This window comes from Streptomyces sp. NPDC049687 (assembly GCF_044465285.1).
In the GTDB taxonomy this organism is placed as follows: Bacteria; Actinomycetota; Actinomycetes; order Streptomycetales; family Streptomycetaceae; genus Streptomyces.
Genome location: NZ_JBITLN010000006.1, coordinates 482,194 through 505,151, shown reverse-complemented (window position 1 = coordinate 505,151; position 22,958 = coordinate 482,194). Strand labels below are relative to the sequence as shown.

22 protein-coding genes are annotated in these 22,958 nt (G+C 72.2%); 11 read left to right on the top strand and 11 right to left on the bottom strand.

What is annotated here, in order from left to right; genetic code table 11:
• Positions 1-128: 128 nt before the first annotated feature.
• Positions 129-872: a TetR/AcrR family transcriptional regulator gene (locus ACIBVL_RS21690; RefSeq protein ID WP_399098858.1), complete on the bottom strand. Its 744-nt coding sequence runs from the start codon at positions 870-872 to the stop codon at positions 129-131.
• Positions 873-1,027: 155 nt separating this feature from the next.
• Between ACIBVL_RS21690 and ACIBVL_RS21685 the strand changes: the two genes are divergently transcribed.
• Both ACIBVL_RS21685 and ACIBVL_RS21680 read left to right on the top strand, forming a co-directional pair.
• Positions 1,028-2,551: an APC family permease gene (locus tag ACIBVL_RS21685; protein WP_399098857.1), complete on the top strand. Its 1,524-nt coding sequence runs from the start codon at positions 1,028-1,030 to the stop codon at positions 2,549-2,551.
• Positions 2,552-2,581: 30 nt separating this feature from the next.
• The gene (locus ACIBVL_RS21680; protein WP_399098856.1) at positions 2,582-4,249 is read left to right on the top strand and encodes an amidohydrolase; all 1,668 of its coding nucleotides are present in this window, start codon (positions 2,582-2,584) and stop codon (positions 4,247-4,249) included.
• A 90-nt stretch (positions 4,250-4,339) separates the two neighbouring features.
• On the opposite strand, the gene ACIBVL_RS21675 is transcribed toward ACIBVL_RS21680, so the two are convergent.
• Complete coding sequence (locus tag ACIBVL_RS21675; RefSeq protein ID WP_399098855.1) at positions 4,340-5,581, bottom strand: patatin-like phospholipase family protein; 1,242 nt, start codon at positions 5,579-5,581, stop codon at positions 4,340-4,342.
• 235 nt (positions 5,582-5,816) lie between these two features.
• Between ACIBVL_RS21675 and ACIBVL_RS21670 the strand changes: the two genes are divergently transcribed.
• Complete coding sequence (locus tag ACIBVL_RS21670) at positions 5,817-6,590, top strand: sulfite exporter TauE/SafE family protein (protein WP_399098854.1); 774 nt, start codon at positions 5,817-5,819, stop codon at positions 6,588-6,590.
• A 169-nt stretch (positions 6,591-6,759) separates the two neighbouring features.
• Here ACIBVL_RS21670 and ACIBVL_RS21665 read toward each other — a convergent pair whose 3' ends face one another.
• The 4 genes from ACIBVL_RS21665 to ACIBVL_RS21650 form a co-directional block, all read right to left on the bottom strand.
• Positions 6,760-7,305: a PadR family transcriptional regulator gene (locus tag ACIBVL_RS21665; protein ID WP_399098853.1), complete on the bottom strand. Its 546-nt coding sequence runs from the start codon at positions 7,303-7,305 to the stop codon at positions 6,760-6,762.
• A gap of 32 nt (positions 7,306-7,337) precedes the next feature.
• On the bottom strand, positions 7,338-9,353 hold the full coding sequence (locus tag ACIBVL_RS21660; RefSeq protein ID WP_399098852.1) for an FAD-dependent oxidoreductase: 2,016 nt from the start codon (positions 9,351-9,353) through the stop codon (positions 7,338-7,340).
• 101 nt (positions 9,354-9,454) lie between these two features.
• Entirely contained in the window at positions 9,455-9,823 is a 369-nt protein-coding gene (locus ACIBVL_RS21655; protein ID WP_399098851.1) for a hypothetical protein, read from the bottom strand.
• Between the two features lie 112 nt (positions 9,824-9,935).
• A complete protein-coding gene (locus tag ACIBVL_RS21650) occupies positions 9,936-10,829 on the bottom strand; it encodes a hypothetical protein (RefSeq protein WP_399098850.1) in 894 nt (297 codons plus the stop codon).
• Positions 10,830-11,071: 242 nt separating this feature from the next.
• Between ACIBVL_RS21650 and ACIBVL_RS21645 the strand changes: the two genes are divergently transcribed.
• Positions 11,072-13,120, top strand: coding sequence for a SpoIIE family protein phosphatase (locus ACIBVL_RS21645; RefSeq protein WP_399098849.1), 2,049 nt, complete (start codon positions 11,072-11,074; stop codon positions 13,118-13,120).
• 117 nt (positions 13,121-13,237) lie between these two features.
• The gene (locus ACIBVL_RS21640) at positions 13,238-13,933 is read left to right on the top strand and encodes a hypothetical protein (RefSeq protein WP_399098848.1); all 696 of its coding nucleotides are present in this window, start codon (positions 13,238-13,240) and stop codon (positions 13,931-13,933) included.
• Here the strand turns inward: ACIBVL_RS21640 and ACIBVL_RS21635 are convergent.
• The gene (locus ACIBVL_RS21635; protein WP_399098847.1) at positions 13,926-14,747 is read right to left on the bottom strand and encodes a putative protein N(5)-glutamine methyltransferase; all 822 of its coding nucleotides are present in this window, start codon (positions 14,745-14,747) and stop codon (positions 13,926-13,928) included. The genes ACIBVL_RS21640 and ACIBVL_RS21635 overlap by 8 nt on opposite strands.
• A 97-nt stretch (positions 14,748-14,844) precedes the next feature.
• Here ACIBVL_RS21635 and ACIBVL_RS21630 point away from each other — a divergent pair, with 97 nt between their 5' ends.
• On the top strand, positions 14,845-15,276 hold the full coding sequence (locus ACIBVL_RS21630) for a MarR family winged helix-turn-helix transcriptional regulator (RefSeq protein WP_399098846.1): 432 nt from the start codon (positions 14,845-14,847) through the stop codon (positions 15,274-15,276).
• Positions 15,277-15,324: 48 nt separating this feature from the next.
• Here the strand turns inward: ACIBVL_RS21630 and ACIBVL_RS21625 are convergent, their stop codons facing one another.
• On the bottom strand, positions 15,325-16,026 hold the full coding sequence (locus ACIBVL_RS21625) for a GNAT family N-acetyltransferase (protein ID WP_399098844.1): 702 nt from the start codon (positions 16,024-16,026) through the stop codon (positions 15,325-15,327).
• The gene (locus ACIBVL_RS21620; RefSeq protein ID WP_399098842.1) at positions 16,023-16,955 is read right to left on the bottom strand and encodes an NADP-dependent oxidoreductase; all 933 of its coding nucleotides are present in this window, start codon (positions 16,953-16,955) and stop codon (positions 16,023-16,025) included. Before ACIBVL_RS21620 ends, ACIBVL_RS21625 begins: the two co-directional genes overlap by 4 nt.
• A 168-nt stretch (positions 16,956-17,123) precedes the next feature.
• On the opposite strand from ACIBVL_RS21620, the gene ACIBVL_RS21615 reads away from it, so the two are divergent.
• From ACIBVL_RS21615 to ACIBVL_RS21600, 4 genes are all read left to right on the top strand, one after another.
• Positions 17,124-17,729: a sulfite oxidase-like oxidoreductase gene (locus ACIBVL_RS21615; protein WP_399098841.1), complete on the top strand. Its 606-nt coding sequence runs from the start codon at positions 17,124-17,126 to the stop codon at positions 17,727-17,729.
• Positions 17,722-18,516 carry a ferredoxin reductase gene (locus ACIBVL_RS21610; RefSeq protein WP_399098840.1) on the top strand — a complete coding sequence of 265 codons (795 nt, stop codon included), beginning with the start codon at positions 17,722-17,724 and terminating at the stop codon, positions 18,514-18,516. The genes ACIBVL_RS21615 and ACIBVL_RS21610 overlap by 8 nt, the downstream gene beginning before the upstream one ends.
• A gap of 94 nt (positions 18,517-18,610) precedes the next feature.
• On the top strand, positions 18,611-19,198 hold the full coding sequence (locus tag ACIBVL_RS21605) for a hypothetical protein (protein WP_399098839.1): 588 nt from the start codon (positions 18,611-18,613) through the stop codon (positions 19,196-19,198).
• A gap of 128 nt (positions 19,199-19,326) precedes the next feature.
• A complete protein-coding gene (locus ACIBVL_RS21600) occupies positions 19,327-20,295 on the top strand; it encodes an acetylxylan esterase (RefSeq protein WP_399098838.1) in 969 nt (322 codons plus the stop codon).
• A 269-nt stretch (positions 20,296-20,564) separates the two neighbouring features.
• Here the strand turns inward: ACIBVL_RS21600 and ACIBVL_RS21595 are convergent, their stop codons facing one another.
• Together ACIBVL_RS21595 and ACIBVL_RS21590 are read right to left on the bottom strand one after the other, a co-directional pair.
• Entirely contained in the window at positions 20,565-20,912 is a 348-nt protein-coding gene (locus ACIBVL_RS21595; RefSeq protein WP_399098837.1) for a MerR family transcriptional regulator, read from the bottom strand.
• 22 nt (positions 20,913-20,934) lie between these two features.
• On the bottom strand, positions 20,935-21,873 hold the full coding sequence (locus ACIBVL_RS21590; RefSeq protein WP_399098836.1) for an aldo/keto reductase: 939 nt from the start codon (positions 21,871-21,873) through the stop codon (positions 20,935-20,937).
• A gap of 365 nt (positions 21,874-22,238) precedes the next feature.
• On the opposite strand from ACIBVL_RS21590, the gene ACIBVL_RS21585 reads away from it, so the two are divergent.
• Positions 22,239-22,883 (top strand): class I SAM-dependent DNA methyltransferase, encoded by a 645-nt coding sequence (locus ACIBVL_RS21585; protein WP_399098886.1) that lies wholly within the window; start codon positions 22,239-22,241, stop codon positions 22,881-22,883.
• Positions 22,884-22,958 lie beyond the last annotated feature (75 nt).

Genomic DNA, 22,958 nt, shown 5'->3' with positions numbered 1-22,958 from the left:
CCGATACATCCAGTATCGGGGCGACCCTCCGCCTTGCGATCGCACGCACCAGGCACCGCCGGGCCCGCCCTCCGGGCGGACGACGCTACTTTCACCACACGCCCCAGGGGACTAGCTGGCCAGACCCGTCAGGGCCCGTCCCGGTTGCCCTTGTTTCGACCGGCGTTCCCAGCGCGAGAACGGGGTGCCGGTGCGCGGGCCGCGAGGGCCTCCAGCAGGAGTTCCACCGCCGCCTCGAACGAGCCGTCCGCCATCCCGGGCAGCTCGGGGCGCACCGCGGTGAGTGCCGGGTACGCCTGCGGGTCCAGGTCCTGGTATACGTCCCGCCACGCCCGCTGATCGGCCTCGCGCTGCTGGCGCGGGAGCGCCTGGAACGCGGCGTCCGCGGCCGCGTGGCTGAGGACGGTGTCGATGAAGGCCAGGTACAGCCGTGCCGCGACGGCCGGCTCGAAGCCCGCGGACAGCAGCAGGGCGATGCCTGTCTCCACCGCCCGGATCTCGCTCTTGCGCCGGGTCACCCGGTGCGCGGCAAGGGCGGCCGCCCGGGGATGGGCGAGGTATCCGGCCCGCACCCGCAGGGCCATCTCGCGCAACGCGGCCACCCAGTCGTCCCCGGGGACGAAGCCCGCCATCGCGTCGCCGATGATCCGGTCGGCGACGGCGAGCACCAGGTCGTCGGTGCCGTGGAAGTAGCGGTAGAGAGCCGTCGGGTCGCAGCCCAGGGCCGCGCCGAGCCGGCGCACGCTCAGCGCCTCGGGACCGTGCTCGCCGATCAGCCGCAGGGCCGTCTCCACGATCAGGTCCTCCGACAGCAGGACCCCGGAGCGGGTGGGCCGCCGGCGTCTGCGTTCCTCCGGGACACGGGTCGACATGAGCGGCTTCCTCTCCGTTCTGCGCCGGGCCATGCCCGCTCAGTGAACGGCTGCGGGGCACCTTACGTCAACAGGGTTGACCCAATGTGGACGTCGGCTGTTCCATCGCATTCTCCGCGCGGCTCTTCCCACCCTCGTCCCCCGAGGAGCCCTTCATGTCGTCCGCACCGTCTCTTCCCTCCGCCCCGAGCCCCTCCGCGGGCCCCGCCCCCGTACTGCGCCGCTCCCTCGGCGTCGTCGACGGCGTCGCCATCGCCGCCTCCAGCACCGCGGCCACCACCAGCATCGCCATCGGCATGGGCACGATCGCGTCCATCGTGGGTCTTCAGGCCCCGGCGCTGCTGCTCCTGGCGTTCCTGCCGGTGCTCGGCATCGCCACGGCCTACGCCCGGCTCAACCGCTCGGAGCCGAACTGCGGCAACGGCTACGTCTGGGTCGGCAAGTCCCTGGGGCCCTGGCCCGGCTTCCTGACCGGCTGGGTCACCCTGGTCGGCTCGATCATCTTCTGCGCCTACACCAGCGCGATCATGGGCTCGGTCGTCCTGATCTTCGCCAACAAGTCCGGCCTGCACAGTTTCGCGGGCGTCGCCCTCGATCCAACGTCCACCGGTGTCAGCACGGCGGTCGGGCTGGTGATCCTCCTCGCCCTCACGGCCCTGGCCGTCACCGGGATGCGGGCCGCCACCCGGTTCCAGTTCGCGCTGCTGGTGTTCGAGTACTCGGTGCTGCTGACCTTCTGCGGCTGGGCCCTGGTCACCGGCGACCACGCCTTCTCCTTCTCCTGGTTCAACCCGTTCGAGATCTCCAGCGGCACCGCCTTCGCCCAGGGCATGGTCCTCGCTGTGTTCTTCTTCTGGGGCTGGGACGCGGCCTTCAGCGTCAACGAGGAGACGAAGAGCCCGGGCGACGCGGCCCGGGGAGGCCTCATCGCCCTCTTCGCCATGCTCGGCCTGTTCCTCTTCGCCGCGGTCGCCTTCCAGCGGGAGATGAGCCTGACGGAACTCGTCCGCAACGGCCCCCAGGCCCTGCCCTACCTCGGTGAGAAGCTGGCGGCCGAGCCCTGGGCCACCCTGCCCCTGGTCGCGCTGATGTTCTCGGCGTTCGCCTCCGTGCAGGCCACCCTGATCCCCACGGCCCGCGGGCTGCTCGCCATGGGCCGCGACCGCACCATGGGGCCGCTGTGGACCCGGATCCACTCCCGGTACGGCACACCCGCCGCCGGCACGGTCGTGGTGATGTCCATCGCCGCGGTGATCGCCCTGCTCGCCGTCGCGATCCCCAAGCTGAGCGACATGCTGCTGGCCGCCGTCAACGCCATCGGCCTGATCGTCGCCCTCTACTACGGCCTCACCGCGCTCGCCTGCGCCGTGCGCTTCCGCTCCGCGCTGCGCGAGGGGGCACGCGAGGCGCTGCTCGCCGTCGGGGTGCCCGCCGTGTCGGGCCTGGTCCTGCTGGGCCTCGGCGGCTACCTCGGCTACTCGTACCTGATCATGAGCGACCACTTCGCGCTGCGCCCGGACAACGGCTGGTTCATGTTCTCGCTGCCCACCGTGATCGTGCTCGCCGGCCTGGGCATGGCCGCCGTGGCCAAGTACGTGCGCCACTCGCCGTACTTCACGACGGGACGCGGCACCGACGCCGAGGCCCTCACCCTCCCGATGGACCGCGCCGCCGTCTGACCCCCACCCACGTTACGGAGTTCACCCCCGATGACACACCCCCAGGCCGCAGGACCGGCCGATCTCGTCCTCACCGGCGGCCCGGTGCACACCGTCGATCCCGCCCGCAGCCGCGCCACCTCCGTGGCCGTGCGCGGCGGGCGGATCGCCGCCGTCGGCCACGACGAGGTGCACGAGCTGATCGGGCCCCGCACGGAGGTCGTGGACCTCGCCGGGAGACTGCTGCTGCCGGGCTTCCAGGACGCCCACGTCCACCCGCAGGGCGCGGGCATCGAGCTCGGCCTGTGCCACCTCGCCGACACCGTCGACCCGGCCGAGTACCTGCGCAGGATCAAGGAGTACGCCGACGGGCACCCGGACGTCGAGTGGATCACCGGCGGCGGCTGGTCCCTGGAGGCGTTCCCCGGCGGCTCCCCCACCGCCGCCGCCCTCGACGCGGTCGTCCCGGACCGCCCCGTCTTCCTGCCCAACCGCGACCACCACGGCGCCTGGGTCAACAGCCGGGGCCTGGAGCGCGCCGGCATCGACTCCCGCACCCCCGACCCCGCCGACGGCCGGATCGAGCGCGACGCCGAGGGAAACCCCACCGGCATGCTCCAGGAGGGCGCTGTCCACCTCGTCGGCAGGCTGGTGCCCGACCCTACGCCGGAGGAGCAGCTCGCCGCCCTGCTGCGGGCCCAGGCGGTACTCCACTCCCACGGCGTCACCGCCTGGCAGGACGCCATCATCGGCACGTTCGCCAACATGACCGACGCGGCGCCCGCCTACCGGGCGGCCCTCGACGGGGGTCTGCTCACCGCCCGCGTCGTCGGCGCCCTGTGGTGGGACCGGGAACGCGGCGCCGAACAGATCCCCGAGCTGGCCGCCCGCCGCGAGGAGCTGAGCGGAGGCCGTTTCCACGCCACCACCGTGAAGATCATGCAGGACGGCATCACCGAGAACCACACCGCCGCCCTGCTCGACCCGTACCTGACCGGCTGCGGCTGCTCCTCGGACAACAGCGGCATCAGCTTCATCGAGCCCGGGGAGCTGCGGAAGTACGTCACCGAACTCGACGCGCTCGGCTTCCAGGTCCACTTCCACGCACTCGGCGACCGCGCGGTGCGCGAGGCCCTCGACGCCGTGGAGGCCGCCCGGACGGCCAACGGGTGGTGCGACACACGGCATCACCTGGCGCATCTCCAGGTCGTCCACCCGGACGACGTGACCCGGTTCCGCGTGCTCGGCGCGAGTGCGAACCTGCAGCTGCTGTGGGCCGCCCACGAACCGCAGATGGACGAACTGACCCTGCCGTTCCTCGGCGCGGAACGCGGCACCCGGCAGTATCCCTTCGGCGACCTGTTGCGGGCGGGAGCGACCCTGGCCGCGGGCAGCGACTGGCCGGTCAGCAGCCCCGATCCGCTCCAGGCCATCCATGTCGCCGTCAACCGGATCGCCCCCGGCGCGCCCGACGGCACCCCGGCCTTCCTCCCGGAGCAGCGCCTCGACCTGGGCACCGCCATCGCCGCGTACACGGCGGGCAGTGCCCATGTGAACCACCTCGACGGCGTCACCGGCAGCATCACCGTCGGCAAGTGGGCCGACCTGGTCGTCCTCGACCGCGACCCGTTCGCGGGCCCGCCCGAGGAGATCGCCGCCACCCGGGTCCTGCAGACCTTCGTCGAAGGACGGCGCGTCCACGCGGCCCCGGACGCCTGACCCGCGGCCCACCCGGGGCGGGCCGCGCCCCGGGTGGTCGTACCGTGCCGACGTCGACCGCCTCGCCGCCCACGCCCAGCACCGCGGTCGTCACATGCGCCAGAGGCCGCCCTGCTCACGGCGCAGGACGCGGTCGGCGTCGCGCTGGCCCATCTCGATCGCGGCCTCGATGAACTCGCGTTCGAAGAGCACATAGCTGAGCAGTTCGCCGCGGCTCACGGTGGGGCCGATGAACATGCTCAGCAGCCGCAGATCGAGATGCCCGAGGGCGCGCGCCCCGGCGAAGTCGGTGCCGAGCACTTCGTCGGCGATCCGGCCGAGTTCGTCGACGCGGCCGGGAGCCGGTCCGGCGAAGAGGTGCTCGATGACGCGGTACGGCCGCCCGGCCGTGCTCTTCGCGTCCGGATCCGCCTGCGTGAGCCGGTTGATCTTCGACAGCGCGCGCAGGTCCTCGATCATGCGGTCGACCAGGGCGCCGTTCATCAGCTGGGCGAAGGAGTCCTGCACCAGCGGGGGCGGGCCCGCTTCCCGGCCGGCCGGACGTGCCGCGTACTCCTCCGGGTCGGTCGCGACGACGACCACCTTGTCCGCGCCCAGTTCGATGAGCGGTTTGATCGGTGCGTTGAGCCGCACTCCTCCGTCCATGTACCAGCCGGTGACTCCGTTTTCGCGCTGGCGAAGGGGCACGGGCGGGAACAGGAGAGGGATGGCTGCCGAGGCCATCAGGTGTTCCGGCGCCAGGCCTTCCGGCACGTCCACGTAGTCCACGGCCCGGTCGACGTCCCGGGGGAGACCGAGGGGGGTGCGGCTCTCGATGAAGACTTCCGTGAGCCCGGTGCGGCAGGCCGTCGTCGCCAGGGCCACCGCTCTGACCCGCCGCTGACTGATGTTGTCGTGCAGCTGGCGCCAGTCCAGCCTGCGCTCGACGGTCTTCCGCAGCGGAGCGGTGTCCAGGACACCGCCCGTGCGGCCGGCCGGGATGTTGAACAAGCCGGCGACGTGGCGTGCGGCGGCCGTGGGAACGCTCAGGAACACCGGCCGGAAGACGTCGTCCTTGCCGACGGACAGCCAGGTCTCCAGCGCGCGCTCCGCCGCCTGGCTCGCGGGCAGATGGGCCAGGGAGGCGAACAGCGCCGCGTTGATGGCTCCGGCGCTCGTGCCGACGAAGACGGTCGGCCGCTCGTTCCTGGCCTCGAGCGCCGGCAGCAGTCTCGACAGGATTCCGGCCTCATAGGCTCCGCGTGCTCCCGCCCCCGCCAGGACCACGCCGACCGCACCGTTGCCGCCTCCCGTCCCGTCCGGGGAATCGACGTCCCATTGCGCTTCCGCCATCGGTCATCTCCTGCCACATCATGAAGTGTTGGGGCGAACTGCCCTCAGCTGACATGAGGTCGCGCCACAGCGCATCCGAAAAGGCGGGCGATTACGCCGTACGGAGCAGCCCCGACGACCGAGCCCGGATACTGGGCAAGCACGCCGAGCCATCGGCTTGATCGTGCATGATCAAGGCGAGCCCCTCGACCGCCTGCCGGGCGGCGGGGAGGCGACACACTGATCAGGTAAGGAGATGGCGTTGTCCATCTGGGAAGCACTGGCCGTTTTCGCAGCGGGCATCGGAGCCGGCACGATCAACACCATCGTCGGCTCCGGGACCCTGATCACCTTCCCGGTGCTGCTCGCCACCGGGCTGCCGCCGATCACCGCCAACGTCTCCAACGCCCTCGGCCTCGTCCCCGGCTCCGTCAGCGGGGCCATCGGCTACCGCGCCGAGCTCCGCGGACAGGGCCGCCGCGCACTCGTCCTCGGCGTCACCGCTCTCATCGGCGGGCTCTGCGGCGCGATCCTGCTGCTCACCCTGCCCTCCGACGCCTTCGACACGATCGTCCCGGTACTGATCGCCCTCGCGCTCGTCCTCGTACTGCTCCAGCCGCGCATCGCCAAAGCCGTACGGCGCCGCCGCGAGACCACCGGCACCACCCACCGCCCGCACGGCGGCCCCGTCCTGATGGCCGGACTGCTCCTCGCGAGCATGTACGGCGGCTACTTCGGCGCCGCCCAGGGCATCCTCTACCTCTCCCTGATGGGCCTGCTCCTCGACGAGGACCTGCAACGCGTCAACGCGGTCAAGAACATCCTCGGAGCCGTCGTCAACGGCGTCGCCGCCTGCTTCTTCCTCTTCGTCGCCGAGTTCGACTGGACGGCGGTCCTGCTGATCGCCGTCGGCTCGGCCCTCGGCGGGCAGATCGGCGCCAGGGCCGGCCGCCGCCTTCCGCCCACCGGCCTGCGCGCCGTCATCGTCGCCGTCGGCATCGTCGCGATCGTGCAGTTGCTGCTGCGCTGACGGGGTGGCGGCTGCCGCCGCGCTACGGCTCGAGGCCGGTTCACCTCGTCCGGACGGACTTGCCGATGCCTTGACGATCCGTTCCGGGCACGTCAGCCCGCCGTCCCCGACGGCGTCGCGCACAGCGGGTGGTGGTGGAGCCGTCGACCGCCCTGGCGGCGGTGTCGCCCTAGGGGGTGTCCTCCACCACGGGCAGCTCCTCCAGTGCCTCGGTGAGCCACTGGGCCCAGAAGGTCTCCAGTTCGATGCCCGCGCGCAGGACCAGGTGCTGCAGCCTGGCCTGCGCGCTGTCGTTGCCGGGCGGGAAGTCGCGCCTCTCGATCTCCTCGTACTCGGCCAACTGCCGCCGGTGCAGATCGAGGTGCCGGCGCAGGTCGGCCTCCAGCCCCGCCGTGCCGACGACGGCCGCGGCACGCAGCCTGAGCAGCAGGGCGTCGCGGTGCGGCTTGGGGTCCTGGGACGCGGACGTCCAGCGGGCCAGTTCGGCGCGGCCCGCGGGCAGGACCTCGTAGGCTTTCTTCTGCCCGCGGGCCGGCTGTACGGTCGGCAGGGCGCGGATATGACCCTCGGCCTCCAGTTTCCCCAGCTCGCGATAGATCTGCTGGTGCGTCGCCGACCAGAAGTAGCCGATCGACTTGTCGAAGCGGCGGGTCAGATCCAGCCCCGACGACGGCTTCTCGAGCAGGGCGGTGAGGATCGCGTGCGGGAGTGACATGGGATCAATCCTAGGGACGCGCCCGTACGGCCCTACAGTGCCGCCGCCAGCTCCGTGCCCTGCTTGATCGCCCGCTTGGCGTCCAGCTCGGCGGCCACGTCGGCGCCGCCGATCAGATGCGCCCCGACACCTGCGGCGACGAGTTCGTCGTACAGGTCCCGGCGCGGGTCCTGGCCGGTGCACAGCACGATGGTGTCGACCTCCAGCACCGTGCTCTCGTCGCCGACGGTGATGTGCAGTCCGGCGTCGTCGATACGGTCGTAGCGCACACCCGGGACCATGGTGACGCCCCGGTGCTTGAGTTCGGTGCGGTGGATCCAGCCGGTGGTCTTGCCGAGGCCCGCGCCGACCTTGGTGGTCTTGCGCTGGAGCAGGTGGACCGTGCGGGGCGGGGTGGGACGCTCGGGCCGTGCGAGTCCGCCGGGTTCCGTGTAGTCCATGTCGACGCCCCACTGGCGGAAGTACGCGGCCGGGTCCTCGCTCGTCTTGTCCCCGCCGTCGGTCAGGAACTCGGCGACGTCGAAGCCGATGCCGCCGGCGCCGAGGATCGCGACCCGGTCGCCGACGGGCGCGCCGTCCCGCAGGACGTCGAGGTAGCCGACGACGCTTGGGTGGTCGACGCCGGGGATCCCGGGGGTGCGCGGGGTGACGCCGGTGGCGACGACCACCTCGTCCCAGCTCGTCAAGTCGCCTGCCGTCACAGGGGTGTTGAGGCGTACGTCCACGCCGTGCGCGTCCAGCTGATGGCGGAAGTAGCGCAGGGTCTCGTCGAACTCCTGCTTGCCGGGGACCTTGCGGGCGACGTTGAGCTGACCGCCGATCTCGCCCGCCGCGTCGAACAGGGTGACCTCGTGCCCTCGTTCGGCCGCCGAGACCGCGCAGGCGAGGCCGGCCGGTCCCGCGCCCACGACGGCGACGCGCTTGCGCAGCCGGGTCGGGGAGAGGACCAGCTCGGTCTCGTGGCAGGCGCGCGGGTTGACCAGACAGGAGGTGATCTTGCCGCTGAAGGTGTGGTCGAGACAGGCCTGGTTGCAGCCGATGCAGGTGTTGATGGCCTCGGGCGTGCCGACGGCGGCCTTGTTGACGAAGTCGGGGTCGGCGAGCATCGGGCGGGCCATCGAGATCATGTCCGCGCAGCCGTCGGCGAGCAACTGCTCCGCGACTTCGGGGGTGTTGATGCGGTTGGTGGTGACGAGCGGGACGGACACCGCACCCATCAGCTTCTTCGTCACCCAGGTGTAGGCGCCGCGCGGCACGGAGGTGGCGATGGTGGGGATGCGGGCCTCGTGCCAGCCGATGCCGGTGTTGATGATGGTCGCGCCGGCCCGCTCGACGGCCTGGGCGAGGGTGACGACCTCCTCGAGCGTGGAGCCGCCGGGGACGAGGTCCAGCATGGACAGCCGGTAGACGACGATGAAGTCCTCGCCGACGGCTTCGCGCACCCGCCGCACGATCTCGACGGGGAAGCGCATGCGGTTCTCGTAGGAGCCGCCCCAGCGGTCGGTGCGCCGGTTGGTCGGGGCGGCGATGAACTCGTTGACGAGATAACCCTCGGAGCCCATGATCTCGACGCCGTCGTAACCGGCCCGGCGGGCGAGGCGGGCGGCACGGGCGTAGTCGTCGATCGTGCGCTCGACGTCGGCGTCGGTCAGCTCGCGGGGCGGAAAGGGACTGATGGGCGCCTGGAGCGGGCTGGGGGCGACCAGGTCGCGATGGTAGGCGTAGCGGCCGAAGTGCAGGATCTGCAGCGCGATCCGGCCGCCCTCGCGGTGCACCGCCTCGGTGATCTGCCGGTGCTGCTCGGCCTCTTCGTCGGTGGTGAGCTTGGCGCCGCCCTCGTACGGGCGTCCCTCGTCGTTGGGGGCGATGCCGCCGGTGACGATCAGTCCCACTCCCCCGCGGGCCCGGGCGGCGTAGAACTCCGCCATGCGCTCGAAGCCGCGCTCGGCCTCCTCCAGACCGACGTGCATCGAGCCCATCAGGACGCGGTTGGGCAGCGTGGTGAAGCCCAGGTCCAGCGGGCTCAGCAGGTGCGGGTAACGGCTCATGGCGGCCTCCGTGCGCGGCAGTGTTCACCTCCATTTCTAGAGGACCGCGCACGGCTTATGCAACTAGTTGCAAAACAGCCTCAGGGGTGATGTGCCCCACCTCACCTGCTTTCGAGCAGGACGTGCAGCTCCCGCTCCTGGTCGCCGGAGGCCGAGGAGAGGTCGCGCACCGAGAACAGGGAGTCCAGCGCGGAGCGCAGCCGCTCGATCGCCCAGTAGCCGCCCTGCGCGTCCGCCTCGACGGTGGCCGAGAGCCGGGCGGGCGGCGGGCACGAGTGGGTCTCGGTGACCTCGAAGGTGCCCAGCCACACCATCGGGCGGCTCTCGTGGAGCTGCTGCGGCACCTCGTCGGGGCCCCGGTCGGACTCGAAGCACGTGGCCAGCGTGTCGAAGACGATCCGGGCGTCCTCCTTGCTGCATCCGCTGATCTCGAGGGAGACGGGCTCCTCGTGCTGTCGCTCACGGTCCATCGTGGTCGCTCCTCTCATGGCAGTGGCGCGGCAGTGCGGGTTCCCCGCGCACCGCGCCACATCCCCAGAAAAGCACCACTTTCCGGGCCGGACCAGCGCCCGCCCGCCGGCGTCAGCCCTTGGTGAAGCGGTACGTCTTGCTGTCCGTCAGCACGCAGAAGCCGGGCGACACGACGATCACGCGCAGCGTGCCGGTACGGCGGTCGTAGTCGATGCCCTCCGCCTCGAACGTGCCCGAGCAGGAGCTGCGCAGCGGCAGCTGGCGCAGGGCGGTGACATGACCCGTGACGTCGGACGTGCCGTTCGGCTCGGCGGACAGGTCGATCCGCAGGAGCGGCTTGGTGATGCCGAAGAGGGTGCCGGCCGGGTCGTCGGAGGAGCACAGCAGGGTGGTCGGTCCGGTGAAGTCGCAGCCCTGCACGTCGCGTACGGCGTGGTCGAGGCGGATCGTCGACACCTGCGGCAGGTTCGCCGAGGGCGACGTGGACGCGTTGGCGCCCGGGGTCGGGAAGACGAGGAACCGGGTCATGGTGCCCCACTCGCCCGACAGCATCCACTGACTGTTCGGGGTGACGGCGACCCAGGAGTTGTTGAGGGCCTCGCCCGAGCCGAGGGCGTGGACGTACTCCGCCCAGGTGCCGCCCGGCGTCTGCACCCGGTACATCTTCGAGGTGCCCGAGTCGCTCTGATAGGGCTCGACGTAATAGCCGTCGTAGGAGGCGTCGGGGTCGCCGACGTGGTTCCAGCCGCGGGTGGAGACGGACAGGGGGATGGTGCCGATGCCGGTGTAGCGGTTGGCGCTGTTCGCGGGAACCTCGACCGAGGTCAGGCCCTGGCTCTCGGTGAGCGGGTCGGCACGGTCGGAGCCGACCTCGGTCCAGGTGTCGGCGGCCGAGGCGGGCGGTGCGGCGAAGAGGGCGACGGCCGTCGCGGTGGCCAGCGCGACGAAGGCGGTGCGGACGGTGCGGACCACGTGACGGCGGGGCCGGGCCGGGCGCAGGGGCATGCGGGAGCTCCTCGTTGGAGGGGGCGCGGTCGGCGGACAGTCTGGCGTGGTTCGGTGGTCATGTACAGACCAATCCGATGGACGCGGACGGGCCTTGAGGAGAACAGCGGTCGCCGCCGTACTGGAGGAGCATGGAGAAGGTCGTCCCGAGCCGTGGGAGAAAAGGGTTGAGCGCGGTAGAACAGGGGGAGTCGGCACGGGGGAACAGCGTGCCGCGACGACCTTCGGAGGCGGTGCGTGGCATGGGTGCAGCCGAATCGTCCACGGGCCCGGTCGGGCCCAGCGGGCTGCTGGACGTGCTCAACGTGGCCTCGGTGGTGCTCGACACCGAGGGACGCATCGTGCTGTGGAGCCCGCAGGCCGAGGAGCTGTTCGGCTACTCGGCGGCGGAGGCGCTGGGGCGGTACGCGGCCCAGGTGATGATCCACGAACGCCATGTCGACCTGGTCGTCAAGCTGTTCGCCGATGTCATGGCGACCGGTCAGAGCTGGGCGGGGGCGTTCCCCGTCCGCTGCAAGGACGGCACCACCCGGATGGTGGAGTTCCGCAACATGCGGCTCGTCAACGACCGGGGCGACGTCTTCGCCCTGGGTCTCGCGGCGGACCAGTCGACGGTGCGCCGCCTGGAGCGGGACGTGGCGCTGTCGACGCGGATGGTCGCGCAGTCCCCCATCGGCCTGGCCGTCGTGGACACGGAGTTGCGCTACGTCTCGGTCAACGAGGCGCTGGCCCGGATCAACGGCGTGCCGGTGGCGGACCACGTCGGCCGCAGGATGTGCGATGTGCTGCCCACGGTGGACGCGGACGCCCTGGAGGCGGCCGTGCGCGAGGTGCTGCGCACCGGGGAGCCGCTGGTCGACCGGTCCACGGTGGGGCGCACCCGGGCGGACCCGGACCAGGACCACGCCTGGTCGCTCTCCCTGTACCGGCTGGAGGACTCGCGCGGCACGGTGCTGGGCGTGGCCGCCTCGGTCATCGACGTCACCGAGCAGTACCGGGCGAGCGTGGAGGCCGAGGCGGCCCGGCGCCGGCTGGCGGTGATCGCCGACGCCTCCGCCCGGATCGGCACCACGCTGGACCTGGAGCGCACCGCCCGCGAACTGGCCGAGGTCGCCGTGCCGGAGCTGGCGGACGTGGCCTCGGTGGACCTGCTGGACGCGGTGGTGGCGGGCCGGCGCTCGAGCCTGCAGCCCACCGAGGCGGCCGCCATCCGCTCCCTGGCGGTCCGGGCCGTCGACGCGCCGGACGCGCTACGGGCCGCCGATCCGGCCGGGCAGGTGGTCCGTTACGCCCCGGACCAGCTGGTCACGGAGTGCGTGCGCACCGGGCAGCCCGTCATGGTGGCGCAGGTCAAGGACGAGGACCTCGCCCGCATCGCGCCCTCCCCCGAGGCCGCCGAACTGCTGGCCCGGGCCGGGGTGCACTCCTACCTGGCCGTCCCGCTCATCGCGCGGGGCGAGGTGCTCGGCGCCCTGGACCTGAAACGGATCCACAATCCGCTTCCCTTCGGCCGGGACGACCTGCTGCTCGCCCGGGAGCTCGCCGCCCGCGCGGCCGTACAGATCGACAACGCCCGCTGGTACCAGAACGCGCGCACGACCGCGCTCACCCTCCAGCGCAGCCTCCTGCCCAGCCATCCGCCGGTCACCGGAGGCCTGGAGGTCGCCTCCCGCTACCAGCCGGCGGGCGCCACCAGCGAGGTCGGCGGCGACTGGTTCGACGTCATCCCGCTGCAGGACGGCAAGACCGCGCTCGTCGTCGGCGACGTGATGGGCAGCGGTATCGACGCCGCCGCCACGATGGGCCGGCTGCGCACGGCGACGACCACCCTGGCCTCCCTCGACCTCGACCCGGCGGTGCTCCTGGAGCACCTCGACAAGATCACCGAGGGCCTGGACCACTCCATCGCCACCTGTGTGTACGCCGTCCACGACCCCCGCCTGGGCAGGTGCCGCATCGCCAACGCCGGGCATCTGCCGCCGGCGCGGGTGCGACCGGGCGTGCCCCCGGAGCTGCTCGATCTGCCCACGGGCGCGCCGCTGGGCGTGGGCGGCGTGGCGTTCTCCACGACCGACGTCGACTTCGCGTCCGGCGATCAGCTCGTGCTCTACACGGACGGTCTGGTGGAGACCCGACGGCACTCCCTGGACGAGCGCCTGGACGCGCTGCTCGCGCTCCTGGACGATCCCGCGCGTCCGCTGGAGGAGCTCTGCGACCATCTGCTGACCGCGCTGCACCACCCCGACAACCACGACGACGTGGCGCTGCTGGTGGCACGGGCGCGTCGTTGACGGGGACCCGCCGACTCGGATTCACAGGTCTCCGTTACCGGCCCTTTACCGCGCTCCGCGGACAATCACAGTAAGGCGTGGCGTCGGTGCCGCGGTCGTGGCCGAGGAGGGTGTGCCATGGTTGAGGAGCCGGAAGAGGTCGAGGTCCTCTCGGGCCCGGGCGGCGAGGAGAAGGAGCGCCGCTCCCCGCGCACCCTGTGGGAACGCCGGTCGAGGCGCGGACGGGCGGTGATCGCGGCGACGACGGTCGCGGTCCTGGCCCTCGGCGGCACGGTCGCGTACGCGGCGACGTCGGGTGGCTCGGCCGACGGTTCGGCCTCCGCGTCGCCGTCGGCTTCGTCGTCCCCCTCGCACGGCCCCGGTGACCGGCACGGCCGCGGCGGCCCGTGGTTCGGTTTCGGGCTCGGCGACGACGCGGCGCACGGCGAGGCGACCGTCAAGGACCGTGACACCGGCAAGTGGGTCGTACGGGTCTGGCAGCGCGGCACCGTCGAGAAGGTGGACGGCGACCGGGTGGGCGTCAGGAGTGAGGACGGCACCTCGTGGACATGGACGGTCGGCTCCGACACGTCCGTGTTCACGGACGGCACGTCCGGCTCGGGAGCCGACGCGCTGAAGAAGGGCGACACGGTGGTCGTCGTCGGCTCCCGTTCCGGCGACACGTACACAGCCACCCGCGTCATGTCCGGCGACCTCGGCGACCGCGGGCCGGACCAGGACGACCGACGCGGCGGCTTCCCGGGGCACGGCCCGTGGAACCGGGACGGCGACGACCGCTCCCCCGGCCCCACCGGCAGCGGCGCCGCTACCTGACCCGGGTTCCGAGGATCACGTGGGCGTACCGCTCCTCGTCCTCGGCATGACGCACCGCCAGACCGGCGCGGGTGAAGGCCTCCACGGCGTCCATGGCCTGCCGTTCGCTGGTCTCCACCAGGAGGATCCCGCCGGGCGCGAGCCACCGCGGGGCCTCGGCGGCGACCCTGCGCAAGACGTCGAGCCCGTCGCCGCCGCCGTCCAGGGCGGTGAGCGGCTCGTGGTCACGGGCCTCCGCCGGCAGCAGGGGAACCTCCTCGGTCGGGACGTACGGCACATTGGCGGCCAGGATGTCGACCCGGCCCCGCAGCCGGCCGGGGAGCGCCTCGAACAGGTCGCCCTCGTAGGCCTGGCCGCCGTGGGCGGCGACGTTGTCGCGGGCGCACCGCACGGCCGCCGGGTCGATGTCGGCGGCGTGCAGTTCGACCGGGCCGAGGGAGGCCGCCAGGGCCGCGCCGACCGCGCCCGAGCCGCAGCACAGGTCCACGACGACCGACGCGTGCGGCGCGTGCGCGAGAGCCTGCTCGACCAGGAACTCGGTGCGGCGCCGGGGCACGAAGACGCCCGGTTCGACGGTGATGCGCAGACCGTGGAACTCGGCCCAGCCGACGACGAGTTCGAGAGGGTGACCGGCCACGCGGCGCGCCACCATGGCATCGCGTTCGGCGGGCGTACGGGCGGCGGCGAGGATCAGTTCCGCCTCGTCCTCGGCGAAGACGCACCCGGCGGCGCGCAACGCGGCGACGACGGCGTCAGGGGACGGGTACGTCGGTGGAGAAGACGGATGCATGGAGAGCCGAGAGCCTTTCGCCATCTGAAGACCTCGAAGACCCTATCCCGAGGCGGCTCCCGGGGAGGCCCTCGGGGGCCGCCAAGTTGTACTATGCAACTACAGGAGCGAGGGAGGACCCATGGACCCAGCCGAGGCCGTGGAGACCATCCAACACGAGATGACGGTCTTCGCCCGGCGCGCCCGCGCCTCCGCCGGCCGACTGCATCCCGAGCTGTCGCTGGTGTCGTACACGCTCCTCGGCCACCTGGAGGAGAGCGGCGGCTGCCGGGCGACCGACCTGGCGGCGCACTACGCTCTGGACAAGTCGACGGTCAGCCGCCAGGTCGCCGCGCTGGAGCGGGCGGCCCTGGTGGAGCGGCGCCCGGATCCCGACGACCACCGCGTCCAGGTGCTCCGCCTGACCGACGTCGGCCGCCACATCCTCGCCCAGGTCACCGAGAGCCGCCGGGCTGCCTTCCGGGAGCGGCTCGCCGGGTGGCCGGCCGGGGATCTGGAGCGGTTCGCGCAGTACCTGGAGCGGTACAACGGCTGGGTCCCCGGGGGTGACTGAGCCGCCGCGGCAGCCCCGCCGCCCCCGGCGCGCGACGACCCGCTTCTTCTACGGCACCAGCGCCTCCGGTCGTTCCGGCGTCCTCGCGGCCAGGAACGCCGTTCTGCGGCGCAGCCGGAAACCCAGGGACTCGTAGAGCCGGATCGCGCCGGTGTTGCCCGCGCCGGTGTGCAGGAAGGGGGTCTCGCCGCGTTCGCGGATGCCGTGGGCGACGGCGAGGATCAGCCGGGTGGCGAGGCCCTCGCCGCGGAAGGCGGGGTCGGTGCAGACCGCGCTGATCTCGGTCCAGCCCGGCGGCCGGAGGCGCTCGCCTGCCATGGCGATCAGTGCGCCGTCGCGTCGGACGCCCAGGTAGGTGCCGAGTTCGACGGTGCGCTGTTCGAAGGGTCCGGGCTTGGTGCGGGCGACCAGGTCGAGCATCTCGGGGACGTCGGCGGGGCCGAGCCGGACCGCCTCCGGGTCGGGCGCCGCGGCCAGCCCGTCGTCGACGAACTGCACGCCCTCCATCCGGAAGGTGATCTCCCAGCCGTCGGGGACCTCGCCCCGGAAGCCGGGCAGCGGCACCTCCGCGCCGGGTCCGGCGAGGGCCGCGAGGTCCGCCCAGTCGTCGGCGTCGGGTTCGGCCGGGAGGGCCAGCCAGGGCGAGACGTCGGCCGGGTAGCGCAGGACACGGCCACGGCGCTCGGCGAAGTGCGCGTGCGGGCCGGTGAGCGAGGCGAGGGCGGGGTTGTCCAGGACGTGCGCGGTCATATCGCGGCTCCGACCTCGATCACGATCTTGCCCTGGGCATGGCCGTCCTCGACCGTGCGCAGGGCCTCGCCCGCCTGCTCCAGCGGGAAGGAGCGGGTGATGTGGGGGCTCAGGTCGCCGCGCACGACGAGGGCCGCCACCGCCTCGAGCACGGCCCTCTCGCGCACGCGGGCGACCCGGGCACCGCCGAGTTCCTCGACCTCCTCCGCCGGGGCTCCGGCGGTGATCAGCTTCGAGCGGTCCGTCACCAGGGCCGCCGCCCGGTGCAGCACCTCGCCGCCGACGAGGTCGTAGACACCGTCGACGCCCTCGGGCGCCGCCGCGCGGACCCGCTCCTCCCAGCCCGGGCCGGAGGGCACGTGAACGGCGCCCAGCGCCTGGAGGAACTCCTTCTTGCCCTCGCTCGCGACGCCCACGACCCGTACGCCGAGCGCCCGGGCGATCTGCACGGCCGCCGCGCCGACTCCGCCGCCCGCGCCGGTGACGAGCAGCGTCGCCCCGGCGGGCAGACCGAGCTGGTGGACACCGTCGTAGGCGGTGGCGGCGGCCACCGGGAGGGTGGCCGCTTCGGCGAAGGACAGTGCGGCGGGCTTTGGTGCCGCGAAAGCGGTCGTGAGCAGCGCGTACTCGGCGTAGCCGCCCGAGACGGCGGCGCCGAACACCTCGTCGCCTGGCGCGAACCCGGTGACGCCCTCGCCCATCTCCTCGACGACTCCGGCGACCTCGCTGCCCAGGACGGAGGGGAAGACGCGCTCACCGGTGTCGCCGGGGCGCCGATAGCCCGTGCGCAGCTTCCAGTCGACGGGGTTGACCCCGGCCGCGCGTACCGCGATCAGCAGCTGCCCGGGGCCCGGGACCGGCCGGTCCAGATCCACGAACGCCTCGGTCTCCGGTCCGCCGTACCGCGTGAAGACATACGCCTTCGGCATCTTCTTCCTCACTCTCCTCGTGCCGCCACCGGGCACCAGCCCCGGCACTCAGCGCCAAGGAGCGGCACGGGACGGCTATTCCCGGACCGGCGCGATGTTCATACGGCCGCAATGAAGGGGGCACTGACCAGGGACGGAGCACCTGGAACCACAGCGTACGGTTGACGCATGAACGTCACCCGAGGCTTCACCGGGCGCCCCCGCGGCGCCGATCCGGGGCTGCCACCCGGCCAGTACGACGCGGGCGAGGACTGGCCCGTGCTCTCCGCCGAGGTCACCCCCGACCTCGCGCCCGCCGACTGGACCTTCCGGGTCGACGGACTGGTCGCGCATCCCCGGACCTGGGACTGGGAGGAGGCGCAGGCGCTGCCGGAGTCCGCCTACGCGGGCGACCTCCACTGTGTGACCGGCTGGTCGAAGTTCGGGGTGCGGTTCGGGGGCGTGTCCCTGGACGCCTTCCTCGACGCCGCCCGCCCGGACGCCACCGCCACCCACGCCGTCGCCTACTCGCACACCGGGTACACCACGAACCTGCCGCTCGCGGACCTCACCGGGGGGCGGGCCTGGATCGCCTTCGCGTACGACGGGAAGCCGCTCGCGCCCGAGCACGGTGGCCCGGCGCGGCTGCTGGTGCCGCACCTGTACTTCTGGAAGAGCGCCAAGTGGATCGCCGGGCTGCGGCTGCTCGACCACGACGAGCCGGGGTTCTGGGAGCAGAACGGCTATCACGAGCGGGGCAATCCGTGGGAGGAGCAGAGGTACTCCGGTGACTGAGACGGCGACCGGGGCGGTGGCGAAGACCCCCGCTCGCCCGGCCTTCACACCCCCGACCCGGTTCGCCGTGCCCGGCAGGATCGCCGTGAGCAACCGGACCGCGTCCAGGTGGCAGACCGCGACCCTGACCGAGATCCGCCGGGAGACCCCGCACGCGGCGACGTTCCGGTTCGCGGTGCCCGCCTGGGCGGGCCATCTGCCCGGCCAGCACCTGATGCTGCGGCTGACCGCGGGCGACGGCTACACCGCCCAGCGGCACTACTCGATCGCCTCGGCGCCCGGCGACGACGGGCACCTCGAGCTGACCCTGGACCATGTCGAGGGCGGCGAGGTCTCCGGCTGGTTCCACACGGTGGCTCAGCCGGGCGACCGGGTCGAGGTGCGAGGGCCGCTCAGCGGCTTCTTCGCCTGGCCCGGCGACCGGCCGGCGCTGCTGATCGGCGCGGGCTCCGGGGTCGTACCGCTGATGTCGATGGTCCGGCACCACCGGGCGCGCGGCCTGGAGGTGCCGCTGCGGCTGCTGGTGTCCGCGCGGAGCCCCGAGGAGCTGATCTACGCGCGGGAGTACGGCGCGGAGACGACGCCCGTGTTCACGCGGAGCGCGCCACAGGGCGTGCCGGTGGGACGGCTGACGGCCGGGCATCTGCGGCCCGTGTTCGACGAGCGGCCCGAGGGCGGCTGGGAGGCGTACGTCTGCGGGTCCGACGCCTTCGCCGAGCACGCGTCGCGGCTGCTGGTGGCGGCCGGGCAGCCGGTGGACCGGATCCGGATCGAGCGGTTCGGCTGACGCGCCCCGCACCGGGCTCCTGGTGGCGGATGTACTCCGATGGGGGTACGACTGTCATGTGGGCACTCGCACGCGTGACGGCGAGGAGGTCGACATGCGAACCCGGGTGCGTGGCTGGCGCTGGCGCAGGAATCCCCTGCGGCGCCGGTCGGATGTCGTGGAGGCGTGGACGGCGCTGGTCGTCGCCCTGCTGCTGCTGGTCGCCGTGCCCCTGGCGGGGGCGTTCGTCGGCCGCTGGGCCCACGACGAGGCACGCACGGTCGCGGCGCAGCAGCGGGCCGAGCGCCACCGGGTGCGGGCGGAGGTCGTCAGCCGGGTGCCCGGCTCCCTGCCCTCGGCGGACGGTGTGCGGGAGCGGATGTACCGGGTGACCGTGCGCTGGACGCCACCCGGTGAAAAGGCGCACACGGCGACGGCGAGGGTCCCCGAGGGCACGCACCGGGGTGATGTGGTGGACGTGTGGTTCGACACGCGGGGGCGGAGCGTTCCGCCGCCGTCGGGTGGTACGGCGGTGTGGCAGCACACACTCACCCTGGGCGTGTGCGGGGCCGGCGGGACGGGCGCCGTGATCCTCCTCGGACATACCGTCGTCCGCCGGGTGGCGATGCGGCACCGGCTGACGGAGTGGGACCAGGAGTGGGCCCGCACGGAACCGCTGTGGACCCGGCGCAGGCCCGCCTGAGGCCACTGAACCGACGAGCGGCGCAGGCCCGCCCGAAGGCACGGACGCCGTCGCGGTCTGGCACGGGCTCCGGGGAGCCACGTACGGTGTGCTCATTCGTATGGCCACTTAACAAAAGGCGGTCCTTCATGGCCCTTTTCGACCTGTCCCTCGAGGAGCTCCACGAGTACCGCAGTGCCTCCACCGAGCCGGAGGACTTCGACGCCTTCTGGTCGAAGACGCTGCAGGAGGCCCGCGAGCACGACCTGGACGCCCGCTTCGAGCCGGTCGACGCGGGCCTTGCCACCGTGCGGGTGTACGACGTGACGTTCGCGGGGTACGGCGGCCACCCCGTGAAGGGCTGGCTGAAGGTGCCGGCCGCCGCTGAGGGACCGCTGCCGCTGGTCGTGGAGTTCATCGGGTACGGCGGCGGGCGCGGCCTGCCGCACGAGAACCTGTTGTGGGCGTCGACCGGCCGCGCGCACTTCGTCATGGACACCCGGGGCCAGGGCAGCGCCTGGGGTGGCGGCGGTGGCACCGCCGACCCGGTGGGCGGCGCGCCGTCGTACCCCGGTTTCATGACACAGGGCATCGACGCGCCCGAGAACTACTACTACCGCCGGGTGTTCACGGACGCGGTGCGCGCGGTCGAGGCGGCCCGCTCCCACCCGCTCACCGACGCGAGCCGGACCGTGGCGCTCGGCGGGAGCCAGGGCGGCGGCATCACGATCGCCGTCGGCGGTCTGCTGCCGGACCTGGTGGCGATCGCGCCGGACGTACCGTTCCTGTGCGACTTCCCGCGCGCCGCGAGGGTGACGGACCGTCACCCGTACCGGGAGATCGGCCTGTTCCTCAAGACGCACCGCGGCCGCACCGAGGACGCCCTGCGCACCCTCTCCTATTTCGACGGTGTCCACTTCGCCTCCCGCGGCACGGCCCCCGCGCTCTTCTCGGCGGCCCTGGAGGACCAGACCTGCCCCCCGTCGACCGTGTTCGCCGCGTTCAACGCCTGGGCGAACGACGAGAAGAGGATCGAGGTCTACGACTTCAACGACCACGAGGGCGGCGGCCCCTACCAGGAGGCGGCCAAGCTGCGCTGGCTGCGCTCCTACGCCTGACGTCCGCACGCCCCTTCCCTCGGTCCGACCAGTCGGTTTGCCTCACCTGCGGGGCCGCGGGCCTGTCGATCGCCTCGGCCAACTCCTCGGCATGGGCGTCGAGCCACGACTTGAGGGCCGGGCAGGGAGAGGAGGTTGTCCTGTGTCCGTCTGCTGCCTGACCCAGTGGCGGAGGTTGTGCCGTTGTCGGCTCCAGAAGGCGAGGAGTTCGGGATCGTGGGCGATGTGTGGTGGGCAGGGCGCGAGCCGAGTGCGGAGTTCCCCGGCGCTCAGCTGTAGTAGATGATCTTCTCGTCGAGAACCTCCATGGCCCGGCGCAGCGCTGCGACCCGCTGCTCAAGGGAGGCACGGCGCTCGCGGAGGAAGGCGACCCGGTCCTGCGGAGGGTGCTCGGCGCGCAGGATGGCGACGAACCCCCGCAGGTCCGCGATGCCGAGGCCGGCCTCGCGGAAGCACGTGACCAGGCCGATCCAGAAGAGGTCGTCCTCGGTGTACTGTCTGCGCCCGCCGGCGGAGCGCCGGATCGGGCCGATGAGCCCTTCGCGCTCGTAGTAGCGCAGCGTGTCGATGGAGACACCGGTGCGGTCGGCGGCCGTTGCCGGGGTGAGAGTGGTCATGGGGCTCCTTCGGTAACTGCCGCTACCGCGCTTCGCCGAAGCGCGCCAGGTGGTCGTCGCTGAGCCGCACCCGGCTCGCAGCGAGTGCCTCCTCGATCTGCTCCACCCGGCTCGCGCCGACGATGGGATCGATCCCCTGCCGCATCAGCCACGCCAGGACGACCTGGTTCCTCGTGGCCGAGAGCTCGCCGGCGACGTCGTCCAGGACCGCGAGCACCCGGATGGTCCCGGGGTGATCATAAGTGTGCGGAAGCGGCTTGTCCGTGCGCACGTAGGAACCCCACATCAGCGAGCTGTACGACCACACGGCGAGCCCCTCCGACCGCGCGAGGTCCAGGTCCTCGGCGGCGAGCATGCGGTGGCCGGCCTCCGCCACGGGGGTGAGCGGGCGCGGCTGGACGAGTGAGTGGCGCAGTTGCAGGGCCGTCCACGGTTCCACGCGCTGCTCCCGCGCGAGTGACCGGGCGCGCTCGACACGCCAGGCGGCATGATTCGCCGCCCCGATCCGCAGAGCCACCCCCTTCGCGACCAGCTCGCCGAAGGCGCCGACCGTCTCCTCCAGCGGCACGGCGCGGTCCTCGGCGTGGGCCCACAGCAGATCGATGTGCTCGACTCCCAGACGTTCCAGGCTCTCCTCCACACCGGCGTGGACGGCGCGGGCGGAGAGTCCTTCGGCGCTCTTCGGCCAGGAGTGCGGAACGAGCGGGTTCTGCCGGACCTTCGTCGCGATCCGCACCGCGTCGCGCGCGTCCGGGCGGGCCCGGAGCCATGCGCCGATGACGCGCTCGCTGGCGCCGCCGACGCCACTGGGGTCGGTCCAGAAGGAGTAGCAGTTCGCGGTGTCGAGCCAGACACCGCCGCCGGCGACGAAGGAGTCCAGGATCGCGAAGGCCCGGTCGGGGTCGACGCGGGTGCCGAAGTCCATCGTTCCGAGGACGATCTGGGGGTCGGTGGTGTTCATGCCGCCCATGCTCGTATCTGGAGCGCGCTCCAGGTCAAGAGCGTTGGTGGCGGACGGTCCGGGACCCGATGTCCGCGGCCCGGCGCCGCGTGCGACGGACGCGCGTGACGATGCTCCCGTCGGCGGCGTCCTGATGAGTGGCCGGCCTGCCGAACAGGTCGCACAGGGCTGCGGGACAGTGACGCCGTGCAGCTCAGTTCAGGTTGCCGACGGAGCCCCGCAGCGCCACGGGGTTTTCGGTGTCGTCCGGCAAGTTCAGAGCGCTGACACCCGGGCGGCGCAGACGCGGTGGACACGTTGGTGAAGTACACCAAGCCGTCACGCCGCTTGATGACCTGTGTAGCCTGCGGTCGGTGGAAATGGGACTGAACGCAGATGACTGGTTGGCGGATACCCGGACGTCTTATGACACCGTCGCTGCAAGCTACGCAAAGCTGACACGTCACCTCTTGGACGAAACACCCGAGGAACGCGCGGTCTTGGCCCTGTTTGCCGACCTGGTGCGTGCCCGAGGCGGCGGGCTGGTCGCGGATGTCGGATGCGGGACAGGCAGGATCACGGGCCACCTCCGGAACCTTGGCCTGGACGCGTTCGGCATCGATCTGTCACCTGGAATGATCGATGTGGCCCGTCGTGAACACCCCGGTGTGCGGTTCGATCTCGGTTCCATGACGGACCTCGCCTTGGCCGACGCCTCCGTGACTGGCCTGGTCGTCTGGTACTCACTGATCCACATTCCTGACGACGAGATCAGCTCGGTTCTTGCGCATTTCCGTCGGGTGCTTCGGCCCGGTGGGCCGTTGCTGCTCAGTTTCCATGTCGGCGATGAGTCGCGGTTGAAGAGTGAGGGCTATGGCGGGCACCCGATGAAGGTCTATGTCCATCGCCGACAGCATGACCAGACGATTGCGTGGCTCGACGAAGCCGGCTTCGCCGTCGAGACGCACAAGACTCTCACCTCTGCCGAGAGCAAGCTGGGAGGGATCATCCTCGCTCGTCGTCAACCTTGATCGGCTCCGCCGGTCGCGTGGCGGAGCCGATCAGGTGGTCCGCGCGGCGATCTCGCCGGAGGTGGACAGGCCCAA

Coding starts and splice junctions, on each gene's coding strand:
- ACIBVL_RS21690 (WP_399098858.1), bottom strand. CDS start 872: ATGTCGACCCGTGTCCCGGAGGAACGCAGACGCCGGCGGCCCACCCGC.
- ACIBVL_RS21685 (WP_399098857.1), top strand. CDS start 1,028: ATGTCGTCCGCACCGTCTCTTCCCTCCGCCCCGAGCCCCTCCGCGGGC.
- ACIBVL_RS21680 (WP_399098856.1), top strand. CDS start 2,582: ATGACACACCCCCAGGCCGCAGGACCGGCCGATCTCGTCCTCACCGGC.
- ACIBVL_RS21675 (WP_399098855.1), bottom strand. CDS start 5,581: ATGGCGGAAGCGCAATGGGACGTCGATTCCCCGGACGGGACGGGAGGC.
- ACIBVL_RS21670 (WP_399098854.1), top strand. CDS start 5,817: ATGGCGTTGTCCATCTGGGAAGCACTGGCCGTTTTCGCAGCGGGCATC.
- ACIBVL_RS21665 (WP_399098853.1), bottom strand. CDS start 7,305: ATGTCACTCCCGCACGCGATCCTCACCGCCCTGCTCGAGAAGCCGTCG.
- ACIBVL_RS21660 (WP_399098852.1), bottom strand. CDS start 9,353: ATGAGCCGTTACCCGCACCTGCTGAGCCCGCTGGACCTGGGCTTCACC.
- ACIBVL_RS21655 (WP_399098851.1), bottom strand. CDS start 9,823: ATGGACCGTGAGCGACAGCACGAGGAGCCCGTCTCCCTCGAGATCAGC.
- ACIBVL_RS21650 (WP_399098850.1), bottom strand. CDS start 10,829: ATGCCCCTGCGCCCGGCCCGGCCCCGCCGTCACGTGGTCCGCACCGTC.
- ACIBVL_RS21645 (WP_399098849.1), top strand. CDS start 11,072: ATGGGTGCAGCCGAATCGTCCACGGGCCCGGTCGGGCCCAGCGGGCTG.
- ACIBVL_RS21640 (WP_399098848.1), top strand. CDS start 13,238: ATGGTTGAGGAGCCGGAAGAGGTCGAGGTCCTCTCGGGCCCGGGCGGC.
- ACIBVL_RS21635 (WP_399098847.1), bottom strand. CDS start 14,747: ATGGCGAAAGGCTCTCGGCTCTCCATGCATCCGTCTTCTCCACCGACG.
- ACIBVL_RS21630 (WP_399098846.1), top strand. CDS start 14,845: ATGGACCCAGCCGAGGCCGTGGAGACCATCCAACACGAGATGACGGTC.
- ACIBVL_RS21625 (WP_399098844.1), bottom strand. CDS start 16,026: ATGACCGCGCACGTCCTGGACAACCCCGCCCTCGCCTCGCTCACCGGC.
- ACIBVL_RS21620 (WP_399098842.1), bottom strand. CDS start 16,955: ATGCCGAAGGCGTATGTCTTCACGCGGTACGGCGGACCGGAGACCGAG.
- ACIBVL_RS21615 (WP_399098841.1), top strand. CDS start 17,124: ATGAACGTCACCCGAGGCTTCACCGGGCGCCCCCGCGGCGCCGATCCG.
- ACIBVL_RS21605 (WP_399098839.1), top strand. CDS start 18,611: ATGCGAACCCGGGTGCGTGGCTGGCGCTGGCGCAGGAATCCCCTGCGG.
- ACIBVL_RS21600 (WP_399098838.1), top strand. CDS start 19,327: ATGGCCCTTTTCGACCTGTCCCTCGAGGAGCTCCACGAGTACCGCAGT.
- ACIBVL_RS21595 (WP_399098837.1), bottom strand. CDS start 20,912: ATGACCACTCTCACCCCGGCAACGGCCGCCGACCGCACCGGTGTCTCC.
- ACIBVL_RS21590 (WP_399098836.1), bottom strand. CDS start 21,873: ATGAACACCACCGACCCCCAGATCGTCCTCGGAACGATGGACTTCGGC.